At 41.6% G+C, this 11,801-nt stretch carries 12 protein-coding genes; all 12 read right to left on the reverse strand.

What is annotated here, in order from left to right; all coding sequences use genetic code 11:
- Positions 1-53 precede the first annotated feature (53 nt).
- Positions 54-482, reverse strand: a complete 429-nt coding sequence (locus tag B2248_RS09725; protein ID WP_273182005.1) for a group I truncated hemoglobin — start codon at positions 480-482, stop codon at positions 54-56.
- Complete coding sequence (locus B2248_RS09730; protein WP_273182007.1) at positions 482-1,309, reverse strand: DUF3034 family protein; 828 nt, start codon at positions 1,307-1,309, stop codon at positions 482-484. The genes B2248_RS09725 and B2248_RS09730 overlap by 1 nt, the downstream gene beginning before the upstream one ends.
- Complete coding sequence (locus B2248_RS09735) at positions 1,287-3,473, reverse strand: bifunctional diguanylate cyclase/phosphodiesterase (protein ID WP_273182009.1); 2,187 nt, start codon at positions 3,471-3,473, stop codon at positions 1,287-1,289. The genes B2248_RS09730 and B2248_RS09735 overlap by 23 nt, the downstream gene beginning before the upstream one ends.
- Positions 3,474-3,594: 121 nt before the next feature.
- The gene (locus B2248_RS09740) at positions 3,595-4,266 is read right to left on the reverse strand and encodes a methylamine utilization protein (RefSeq protein WP_273182010.1); all 672 of its coding nucleotides are present in this window, start codon (positions 4,264-4,266) and stop codon (positions 3,595-3,597) included.
- A gap of 132 nt (positions 4,267-4,398) precedes the next feature.
- A complete protein-coding gene (locus B2248_RS09745) occupies positions 4,399-4,761 on the reverse strand; it encodes a MerR family transcriptional regulator (protein ID WP_273182012.1) in 363 nt (120 codons plus the stop codon).
- Complete coding sequence (ihfA, locus tag B2248_RS09750) at positions 4,745-5,041, reverse strand: integration host factor subunit alpha (RefSeq protein ID WP_007145585.1); 297 nt, start codon at positions 5,039-5,041, stop codon at positions 4,745-4,747. Before ihfA ends, B2248_RS09745 begins: the two co-directional genes overlap by 17 nt.
- A 39-nt stretch (positions 5,042-5,080) precedes the next feature.
- Positions 5,081-7,456, reverse strand: a complete 2,376-nt coding sequence (pheT, locus tag B2248_RS09755) for a phenylalanine--tRNA ligase subunit beta (protein WP_273182015.1) — start codon at positions 7,454-7,456, stop codon at positions 5,081-5,083.
- 16 nt (positions 7,457-7,472) lie between these two features.
- Positions 7,473-8,510: a phenylalanine--tRNA ligase subunit alpha gene (gene pheS, locus B2248_RS09760; RefSeq protein ID WP_273182017.1), complete on the reverse strand. Its 1,038-nt coding sequence runs from the start codon at positions 8,508-8,510 to the stop codon at positions 7,473-7,475.
- 106 nt (positions 8,511-8,616) lie between these two features.
- On the reverse strand, positions 8,617-8,976 hold the full coding sequence (rplT, locus tag B2248_RS09765; protein WP_091711655.1) for a 50S ribosomal protein L20: 360 nt from the start codon (positions 8,974-8,976) through the stop codon (positions 8,617-8,619).
- A 16-nt stretch (positions 8,977-8,992) separates the two neighbouring features.
- On the reverse strand, positions 8,993-9,190 hold the full coding sequence (gene rpmI, locus B2248_RS09770; protein ID WP_007145589.1) for a 50S ribosomal protein L35: 198 nt from the start codon (positions 9,188-9,190) through the stop codon (positions 8,993-8,995).
- 34 nt (positions 9,191-9,224) lie between these two features.
- Positions 9,225-9,743 carry a translation initiation factor IF-3 gene (gene infC, locus B2248_RS09775; protein WP_139031853.1) on the reverse strand — a complete coding sequence of 173 codons (519 nt, stop codon included), beginning with the start codon at positions 9,741-9,743 and terminating at the stop codon, positions 9,225-9,227.
- Positions 9,744-9,746: 3 nt separating this feature from the next.
- The gene (gene thrS / locus B2248_RS09780; protein WP_273182020.1) at positions 9,747-11,672 is read right to left on the reverse strand and encodes a threonine--tRNA ligase; all 1,926 of its coding nucleotides are present in this window, start codon (positions 11,670-11,672) and stop codon (positions 9,747-9,749) included.
- Positions 11,673-11,801 lie beyond the last annotated feature (129 nt).

Raw genomic sequence — 11,801 nt, forward strand, 5'->3', positions numbered from 1 at the left:
ACAGACCCTCTCCAACTCGCATATGGCTGAAACACAACAACTACTGTGACTCACTATCGGTAAATGATCTGCTTTCTCAAGGGGACTAATCTCGCAAGCAATTGATTTTGTATGGGATGGGAAATACCTGTTTCATTCATAGCATCAATCAGTAAATCTACCAAATGATTAAAATCACGCTCATTGATATCCATCCCGTCATGAATTTGTTGCATTGAGTCACCATTGTACTGACACGGTCCATCACTAGTTGCACAAAGATATAGTATTAAGCTTTTTTTGAATCGGCTGACATTAGACTGGGCAAAGTAATGAAATAGCTGTTCATCATGTCCAATATTTTTCGTGAGGTTATTAACAATAGAAGCTATCCCCTTTTCACCGCCGAGTTTTTCATACAATGAGGGAGTAGGGGAAAAATGACCGCAAGCGGTCAAAAAGCTGAAGATAAGTACAATAATGCAAATATTCCTGCATCTCATCAGAAATTGCCCATAATGGAAAAGTAGATACCATCTTGATGTTTTGCACCGGCGATCTCCCCCAAGTCAATCCAACCAGCAGTGATATTCAATGATTTATTTGGTACCCAAGCGATAAACAGGCTTTTCCAGTCGTCTTCTTTCAGTGATAAATTATCCGGCTTTTGGCGATACTCAACCCCCAAAGCAATATGCCTTCCTAGCAATAAGGCTGTAGAAGCTTCCCAGACAAGTTCGGTACCCTCCCCTTTTGCACCAAATCCTAATAAACCGGTTTGGTTTGCCTCCGTATAACGACCTGTGACATTCCAGAGCCAATTCAGGCCAGCAATCGCGCCTAGATGTAATTTACTCGCAGCCAGATAATAATCTGTTCCACTATCATCTTCTGCGCCGAGTAAATCAGCAACAAAGGGATCATGTAACGTTTTATGTTGAATACCTAGACTAAGTTGTGGCCAATCACTATAGACAATATCCCCATACAAACGTAATTTGGCACCGAAAATACGTTGACGAATATTGCGATCCAGAGCATCAACATGAAACGTTTGCTCTGCAATTGATAATTCCAAACGATCGTATAAATTTGTTTGGGCACCACAGACATCTAATCTGTAGTCATCAACCTCACCACGACTGCAAAAAACATTGAAAGCCACTTCATCCTGACTCGCGTAACCTGCTAATTGTGCCCAAGGAACCAGCCCTCCGCCTCCGCTTCCCTCTATCTGAGAAACACCAGCAGTTGCAATTAATTTTCCATCTGCTGCATAACAGACAACGGGCATGAAAAGCATTAATTTAAGGAATATTTTTTTCCACATACTCTTCTTGCCATGAATAAAACGTATTCGCAGAAAGCGGTTTACTGATGAAATAACCTTGAATTTCGTCACAACCAAAGTCACTCAAAATCTGAAGACCAGCTTCATTTTCTACGCCTTCAGCGACAACATAAAAACCAAGCTGATGAGCTAATTGAATAGTAGAACGAACGATTAATTTATCTTTTTCAGAAGAAGCTAACTGCATAATAAAACTTTTATCCAGTTTAATTTCATCTACAGGGAGATCTTTGAGTTTCGATAATGATGACTGGCCGATACCATAGTCATCAATAGCAATATGAAAACCATGACTTTTCAACCTTTTTAATGCAGCAACAACAATATGTTCATGGTGCATGATATCTCGTTCAGTAATTTCTAGAGTAACGAGTGCTTGGTTAATTTGATGACGCTCAACCAACTCGCAGAGATGTTTTTCAAAGTCTTTATGCATCAAGTCTTGCGCAGAGACATTAATCGATACAGGGACTATAAGTCCTTTGTTTTGCCAAAATGCCATCTGAGAGAAAACAGAATCAATCACCCAATCCGTTAACTCGATAATAAGCCCAGCTTGCTCGGCCAGATTCACAAATAATTCTGGTGAAATAAATCCCTTATCAGGATGTTTCCAGCGAATCAGTGCTTCTGCCTTAATACTCTGATCTTGTAAATTAATCTTAGGTTGGTAAACCATAAATAATTCTTCAGTATCAGGTTTTTTAAAAAGATTTTTCAGAGCATCAGTAATTGCCAAACGCTCTAGATGAGCTTCATCTTCACCATCCTTATAAAAATGTATACGCTGTTTACTTTTTCTTGCATTATCGAGAGCGATGCTGGTTCTTCTCAGTAATGATGTTGTGTCAGTACCATTATCTGGATAAATAACAACACCAGCATTGAGCTCCAGGTTTATCATTAATTCAGCAACGTTAAAATCCCCCTCAAGAGAACTGAGGAAATTATCGACCTGATGTATATGACTTAGCTTTTCTGATAAATTCAGTAGAGAAAAGAACTCTACACCGTCTAGTCTCGCCGCCATTTGTATTTCAATAAGCTCAGTATGTTTAAGGCGTGCAGACAGCGCCTTTAAGCAGTCATCCGCAATGTCAGGCCCTAAACGATCATTAATCTGTCTGAAGTTACGAATACTAAAGGCAACCAGTAGTTTTTGCCGTCCTGAAGCTAAATACTCAGGTAATTTTTGTTTCGCCGTATAGATGTTATAGAGGCCAGTTAAAATATCGTATTGAGCTTGGTAAAGAATCTTATCCTCACGGAGTTTAATCCGCTGCCCCATCATTTCAAATGTACTCAGTAGCTGTCTTGCCTCTATACCACTTCTCTCTAGATCAATAGTTGATGAATAATCTCCAGCAGCGAATTTTTCCGCTAGCTTTGTCAATTTTGTCAGTGGGATAGTGAGACTTTTTGCCAGAAAAATACTCAGTAATGATGCAATAATTGCTACCAATAGCGCCAATAAGAAGTTATGAATGATAATTTCGTCATATTGAGCATAAAGAGGAGCAAGGCTGCTGGTTAGTAAAACACCGACAGGCGCTACACTCGTGGATGGCAGGAGCAACTCCTCAGTAATATAAGCAGGCCGAGGAATCATAAATTGATAGGTAAGCTGATTATTCAGATTGTCTTGAAACTGTCTAAAGCTCTCAATACCAATTGTTGAAATCAGTAGCTGCTTGTCTTCATCATAAAAGCTCACATCGACGCCGGTGAGCTTTTTTAACGCATCCATATCCTCAGACGTAATTTCAAATCCGACTACGCTATAAGCAATTGTATGAGGTGCTTTAACCGGCAATAATATCAACTGATAAAAATGCTGATTAATCGTTACAAAAAAACTTTTCCCAGGACTGTTGATCAAACTTTTGATTAAAGCTTCATTTAAATCAGAGTCAGATAAAATCGCCCTGCTGGAACTGATAAGACTGCCAGATAAATCTGTTAGCAGCATCAAATCAGCATCAATTCGTTTACCGTGATTTTGCAATACGCTTTTGATTGTTTCAGCATCGGAAGTTGCAACTGCACGGATGAAACCGAAGTCAGATGTCAGAACGTTAGCAGCAATAACTAATAACTTTTCTTGCGCAGATAAATACTCTATGAGTACCTGTTTTGCACTCAAAACTCGCTCTGTTAGCTGTTGCTGATTAAATTTATGACTACTCAACCATGTACTGACCTGGATAACGACCGCAGTAAAAAATACCAAAAAGGTACATAACAAAAAAATCTTGTTTCGTAATTTAATCCGGTGAAACCACACCAAAAACATCCTCAAAGCTATTTCTAGGTAGAGGGTCGACAGTCGTCACTTTAATCATTAACTGCCCCCCTGTATTGTGTGACAAAGTATCCAGTGAAAGTATCTGTTGTGACTCGGCACCATCAGCTTGTTGCGCATGCCACACACGAACAGCTTTAATCGGTTTGTCTACGATTATCTCGGCGCTACCATTATCATCCGTAACAACAGTTTGATTAGAATCAGCAACATAGATATAGCCAATCATACTATCGTGGATATTACATCCCAGTACAACTACGCCAGCCTCATTAAATGTGATAGGTGCTTCTGGCTTATTAGCATAAAGTTTTAGTTCAAAGACTTTTGCTTTTGAGAATGAATACACATGATGTCTGATGTTATCACTATTTGGAAATTCAACAGATTGTCCCTTTTGGATAATAATTTGTTGTGGCGTAAACTGCTTATTGACCTGATCGATACTGGTGAGTGGAAGCGACTCATTAGTATTTTTTGATACATCAAGTAGAGGATCAATGACGGTATCACTTAATGGTAAGCCTTGTTGATCAACAACCATAAAGGGATATCTTTCCGTCGCCTGAGAATTAACTGGGAAACAAAATACAATCGTTATAGAAATAATCCAGTAACAGTGTTTTAGCGACATGATAACTCTAGTCTATTCGACATTATCGATTCCAATATTGAGAATTAAACAGATTGAATAAAGTCATTTAACTACGAAAAAAGCCCATACAAGCGATCTTGCATGGGCTTTTTTCATAGCGATTAAATAGATTTAATTTAAAAAAGTTCTTAAATCTTCCAGCTCTTTCAGCAATTCTTTTACAAGCTGTTTTTGGTCCGTTTGGTGTTCAGCAACTGTAGTTTTTGTGTCCGTTCCAAGTTGCTGCCTAGCACCACCAATGGTGAATCCTTGCTCGTATAACAAACCACGAATCTCACGAATCAACACCACATCATGCCGTTGATAATAACGACGATTACCGCGTCGTTTTACCGGCTTTAGCTGTGAAAACTCTTGTTCCCAGTATCTTAGAACGTGCGGTTTTACACCGCATAGTTCACTCACTTCACCAATGGTGAAATAACGTTTTGCAGGTATTACAGGGAGTTCGTTGTTGTTACTTGCTTCCAGCATAATTGTCCACCCTTGCCTTCAGTTTTTGTCCGGGTCTGAACGTGACCACACGACGGGCTGTTATTGGGATTTCTTCACCAGTTTTTGGGTTACGGCCAGGTCTTTCGCTTTTATCTCTTAACTCGAAATTACCAAAACCAGATAACTTTACTTGTTCACCTTTTTCTAGTGCCGAACGAATTTCTTCAAAAAACATTTCAACTAATTCTTTTGCTTCACGTTTGTTGAAACCTAATTCATCGTACAACTGTTCTGTCATATCGGCCTTAGTCAGTGCCATGTCTACCTCAAATTAATTCTTATTGTTTATTAAACGATTTTAAGATCTTATCGTTGCATTCAGTGTTTGCGCCAGGGCTTCTGTCACACTATTGAGCAATGAGTCGACTTCATCGTCTGTTAAAGTTCGTTCTTTATGCTGGAGTATAAAGGCTACTGCCAAGCTCTTTTTACCAAGCTCGACTCCATCTCCACTATATACGTCAAATAATTGAAATGACTTAAGAATATCAGAATCGATCTCCCTCAGGCAATCTTCGATTTGACCCGCCGTAATTGCATCATCAACCAGTAATGCCAAATCACGACGCAAAGCAGGGAATTTTGATAGTGTTTCAAATTCTGGTACATCTGTTTCAACGACGTCAGACAAGCTTAATTCAAACACATAGACCTTGCCATCAATATCGAGTGGTTTATTCAATTTTGGATGTAAAGCCCCCAGCCAGCCAATGGCTTTGCCATTTTTGTACACACGAGCAGACTGTCCAGGATGTAATGCCTGATGGGATTCTGCTTCATATGTTATTTGGCCGCCACCCAATTTGAGTAAAGCCTCAACATCCGCTTTGATATCAAAGAAATCGACATTCCGCGGCTTTTGAGACCATTGTTCCGCATATTGGCTACCATAGATCAAACCACCAATTTGACGATGCTGATCAATATTGTCCAGCGTTCCTTTAAATACACGCCCTACTTCAAACAAACGAATCCGTTCATGCTGACGGTTGGCATTATAAACCATGGCTTGCACTAAGCCTGGCCAAAGTGATGTTCTCATCACTGACAAATCAGCAGAAATCGGATTAGCTAATTTAATAGGTGCTGATGTGTCTTCAGCGAGTAGTTGTTGAATTTTGGGTTCTACAAAGCTGTAGGTAACGGCCTCATAATAACCACGATCCACTAATACATTTTGTAAACGATCAACTGGCGTCAGCGTTTCAGTAATGTTGGTTGTTAATACCGTTCCCTGAGGTCGTGTATTTGGCAATTTATCATAACCATACAAACGCCCTAACTCTTCTATTAAATCGACCTCAATAGCAAGATCAAAGCGGAATGAAGGTACCGACACTTGCCAGCCACCATCAACATTTTCTACAACGAGACCTAAGCGTGTTAGCTGTTCAGATACTGTTTCTTTATTTAACTCAAGTCCAAGCACACGTTTAATTCTGTCCGCTCGCAGATGAATGCTTGCTATCTCCGGTAACTCTTTTTCACTGCATTGTTCAATAACAGGACCTGCCTCGCCACCGACAATCTCAAGTAATAAAGCCGTAGCCCGATTTATCGCTGACTTAGCTAATTCAGGATCAACACCGCGCTCGAAGCGATGTGATGAATCAGTATGCAAACCATAGCTACGCGCTTTACCGGCGATCGCTTCAGGTGCAAAAAAGGCAGCTTCTAAAAATAAAGACGTTGTTTGTGAACTGACAGCAGATTCTTTTCCACCCATTACACCTGCTAGAGCGAGCGGTTTCTGTGTGTCAGAAATTAATAAAGTCCCCGCCTGTGTTTCAATTTCTTGTCCATCCAACAAAGTCAGTTTTTCACCTTGTTCAGATAAACGTACATGAATGGCTTGATCGATCTTATCCAGATCAAAGGCATGCATAGGCTGGCCTAATTCAAGCATCACGTAGTTTGTGACATCAACAACAGGCCCTAAACTTCTCAAGCCACTTCTGCGTAGTTTCTCTTGCATCCATACAGGTGTTTCTGCTGCAGGATTAATATTTTCGATGACACGACCCAAATATCGGGGGCAGGCAGCACTTGCTTCAACCTTGACTTCAAATGTCTTAGAAGAAGTCGCATTAACATCATCACACGCTACCGCATTAATATCTTCTGAAGTCAGTACGCCTACTTCACGCGCCACACCAGCGACGCTCAAGCAATCGCTGCGGTTGGGTGTGAGATCAATATCTATGGCCTTATCATCTAAGTCCAGATAAACACGGAAATCTTCACCAACTGGTGCATCATCAGTAAGCTCCATCAAGCCATCCGCTGATTCTGTGAGGCCTAACTCTTTTGATGAACACAACATGCCAAACGATGGCACGCCACGTAATTTAGCTTGTTTAATTTTGAAATTACCGGGCAATACAGATCCAATAACTGCAACAGGAATTTTTAGCCCTTCACGAACATTGCTTGCACCACAAACAATATCCAATAACTCATCAGCACCGACATTCACTTTCGTCAGACGCAACTTATCAGCATCAGGATGAGGGGTGACAGAGGTAACTTGTCCCACAACAACGCCAGAAAATTCGCCTGCTACAGCCTCTACAGCATCAACTTCGAGACCAGCACCAGTGAGTTTCTCTACTAAAGCATCTGTATCAAGTGCAGGATTGACCCACTCTCGTAACCATTTTTCACTAAACTTCATTGTCTTATCTCGTCGCTTAACTGAATTGTTTCAGGAAACGTAAATCGTTTTCAAAGAACATACGCAAGTCATTAACGCCGTATCTCAACATCGCCATCCGTTCAACGCCTAAACCAAACGCAAAGCCTAAATACTTTTCACTATCAATATTGACGTGTTTGAATACGTTCGGATGAACCATACCGCAGCCTAATATTTCAATCCAACCGGTATGGCTACAAACTCGACATCCTTCCCCGCCGCAGATAACGCACTCGATATCCGCTTCAGCTGAAGGCTCAGTAAACGGAAAATAAGAGGGGCGAAAACGCACTTTTAAAGGCTTCTCAAAGAAAGCCTGCAAGAAGTCTGACAAGATGCCTTTCAGATCAGTAAAGCTGATATTTTCATCCACCATCAGCCCTTCAATCTGATGAAACATCGGCGTATGCGTTAAGTCTGAGTCACAGCGATAAACTCTGCCTGGTGCAATCAAACGTAACGGCGGCTGTTCTTCTTCCATCACCCGGATTTGAACCGGTGATGTGTGTGTTCTTAATAATTTATCGGCATCAAAATAAAATGTATCGTGCATCGCACGCGCGGGATGATGCTCAGGAATATTGAGGGCAGTAAAGTTGTGATGGCCATCTTCAATTTCAGGGCCTTCAGCCACATCAAAGCCAATATTCTTAAAGTAACGTTCAATACGTTGTAATGTGCGTGTTACCGGGTGTAAACCACCAATCTCACTATTACGACCAGGTAAGGTAACGTCGACTGTTTCTGCGGCTAAAGCGGCTTGCATCGCCATTTCAGACAAGGTTTTATTTCTCGCATCGATCAGTGCAGAGACATCTTGTTTAGCTATGTTTACCGATTTACCGATAATGGGTCTTTCTTCAACGCCCACATTGGCTAAATCTTTAAGGTAAGCCGTGATTTTGCCCTTTTTACCTAAAAACTCAACGCGAACGTTATCTAAAGCCCGATTATCATTCGCTTGTGCAATTGCCGTTTTAGCAGACTCAACAATGTCGTTTAAAGCTTGTAACTGTGTATCCAGTTCAGCCATTATTACCCCCGTCTGAGGAACAATATTCAGAAACAAAAAAGGGCCGTTTTGGCGGCCCTTTTCTACTTACATGCAAACACGTAGGTTTAATCAATAAACCAACGATTTAGTTTGCCAGTGCAGCTTTCGCTTTTTCTGCAAGTGCAGCAAATGCAGCTTCATCATGTACAGCGATATCGGCCAACACTTTACGATCGATTTCGATAGAGGCTTTTTTCAGACCATCGATCATTCTGCTGTAAGACATTCCGCACTCACGTGCAGCAGCATTGATACGCGCAATCCATAAAGTACGGAAATTACGTTTTTTCTGACGACGGTCACGATAAGCATATTGACCTGCTTTTGTAACAGCTTGGACAGCTACACGGTATACATTCTTACGGCGACCGTAATACCCTTTAGCTTGATCAAGAACTTTTTTATGGCGAGCACGTGCTGTGACGCCGCGTTTTACTCTAGGCATTAGAAAACTCCCTCAATTACAGGTTTGGCAACATCTTACGAACTGACATGTGATCTGCTTTACAGATTGTCAGAGTAGAACGTAATTGACGTTTACGCTTAGTGCTTTTCTTGGTCAGGATATGACTAGTGAAAGCTTGTGAGCGCTTGAATTTTCCGCTACCAGTACGTTTAAAACGTTTAGCAGCACCACTATGGTTTTTTAATTTAGGCATTGAATTAACAACTCCGCATTGAAAGTTTATGTAGTTATTTTTTACTGACCGGAGCTAAAACCATTGTCATTTGACGTCCTTCTTTCTTAGGGCGCTGCTCGACATTTGACAGTTCTTTTAAATCTTCAGCGACTCTTTCAAGTAACTTCAGACCTAAATCCTGATGTGCCATTTCACGTCCACGAAATCTGAGACTGACTTTAGCTTTATTTCCGCTTTCTAGGAAACGTATCAGGTTGCGTAGTTTTACCTGATAATCCCCTTCTTCTGTTCCAGGTCGGAATTTAACTTCCTTCACCTGAATTTGTTTCTGTTTTTTCTTAGCTAGCGCTTTCTGCTTGCCTTCTTCAAACAAAAACTTGCCGTAATCCATGATACGGCATACTGGTGGAGTCGCTTGTGGTGCGATTTCCACCAAATCCAGATCAGCTTGTTCGGCTCGTTCCAACGCTTCTTTCAGCGTAACGATGCCCACTTGCTCACCATTAGAATCTGTTAATCGTACTTCTTTGGCTGTGATTTCTCCATTCAGCCTTTTTTGATCTGTAGCGATGTTCTAATCCTCTATAATTATTCGACCGCGACTCGCAACATCTTTCTGTAGCAAGCCAACAAAGTCCTCAAGTTGCATTGCACCTAGGTCTTCGCCTTTTCGAGTGCGTACTGCCACGGCATTATTTTCTGCTTCACGTTCACCCACAACAATCAGATATGGTACACGACGTAAAGTGTGCTCGCGTATTTTAAAGCCAATCTTCTCGTTTCTCAAGTCCGAATCGACTCTAAATCCTTGTTTCTGCAAATTGTTGGTGATATTTCTGACGTATTCAGATTGTTTATCACTGATTCCCATTACCACAACTTGCTTGGGTGCGAGCCATGTTGGAAAGGCACCAGCATACTCTTCTATTAAGATGCCGATGAATCTTTCTAAAGACCCAAGGATGGCACGATGCAGCATAACCGGAACTTGTTTACTGCCATCATCCGCGACATACGTCGCATCCAGACGTCCAGGCATTGAGAAATCCACCTGAATAGTACCGCATTGCCACACACGACCGAGACAATCTTTTAAAGAGAACTCAATCTTCGGACCATAAAATGCGCCTTCGCCCGGTTGTAAATCCCAATCCAGCCCAGCAGCATTCAATGCCTGTTCGAGTGCGTGTTCAGCCTTGTCCCATACCTCATCACTGCCTACTCTGTTTTCAGGGCGAGTCGATAATTTAACGATAATTTCATTAAATCCGAAGTCAGCATAGACCTCATGTAATAGCTCAATGAAAGTAGCTACTTCAGATTGAATTTGATCTTCAGTACAGAAGATATGCGCATCATCTTGTGTAAATCCGCGCAAACGCATCAGACCATGCAATGTGCCAGATGGCTCGTTACGATGACATGAACCAAACTCCGCCATGCGCAAAGGTAAGTCTCTGTAACTTTTCAGACCTTGATTAAAAATCTGAATATGACAAGGACAGTTCATTGGTTTGACGGCATAGTCACGATTTTCAGAATGTGTAGTGAAAATCATGTCACCAAACTTATCCCAGTGACCGGACTTTTCCCATAAAGTGCGATCAACAACCTGAGGTGTACGCACTTCCTGATAACCGTTATCGCGTAATACATCGCGAATATAGTTTTCAACGACCCGATAGATACGCCAGCCATTATCGTGCCAGAAGATCATGCCCGTCGCTTCTTCCTGCAAATGGAATAAGTCGAGGTTCTTGGCGATTTTACGATGGTCGCGTTTTTCAGCTTCTTCAAGACGATGTAAATACGCTTTCAGCGCTTTTTTATCTTGCCAGGCTGTACCATATACACGCTGTAACATTTCATTATCAGAGTTACCACGCCAGTAAGCACCCGCCAGTTTCATCAATTTAAACGCTTTTAGCTTACCGGTGCTCGGCACGTGCGGGCCACGGCATAAATCGACAAAATCACCTTGGCGATAAACCGATAAAGTCTCACCTTGAGGAATGTCTTCGAGGATTTCAGCTTTATAGACTTCACCCATGTCGCGGAATAGTTCGATACCCGCATCACGAGAAATTTCTTCACGAACCACGGGAAGATCTTGCTTCACAATCTCTTCCATACGTTTTTGGATTTTGTCTAAATCATCCGGTGTAAATGCTTCTTTATATGAAAAGTCATAATAGAAGCCATCTTCAATGACAGGTCCGATGGTGACTTGAGCTTCAGGATAAAGCTGTTTTACCGCCTGAGCCATCAAGTGTGATGTCGAGTGACGAATCACATCCAGCCCTTCTTCATCACGCTCAGTGATAATGGCGATCTCGGCATCATGATCAATGACAAATGAGGTATCCACCAATTTCCCATCGACTTTACCAGCTAACGCAGCACGAGCTAGGCCAGTACCAATATCAGCGGCAACATCATGGATAGAAACGGGATGATCAAATTGGCGTTGGGAGCCATCGGGAAGTGTTACTGAAATCATATGAAATCCTGGTTGTGGCCGATACAAAGGGCCTTAAAAACCAAAAAAGCGCCTAAGCGCTTTTGAATATGCTGGTAGGCACGAGTGGATTCGAACCACCGACCCCCACCATGTCAAGGTGGTGCTCTA

Source organism: Methylophaga sp. UBA2012 (assembly GCF_002335235.1).
GTDB classification, from domain to species: Bacteria; Pseudomonadota; Gammaproteobacteria; order Nitrosococcales; family Methylophagaceae; genus Methylophaga; species Methylophaga thalassica.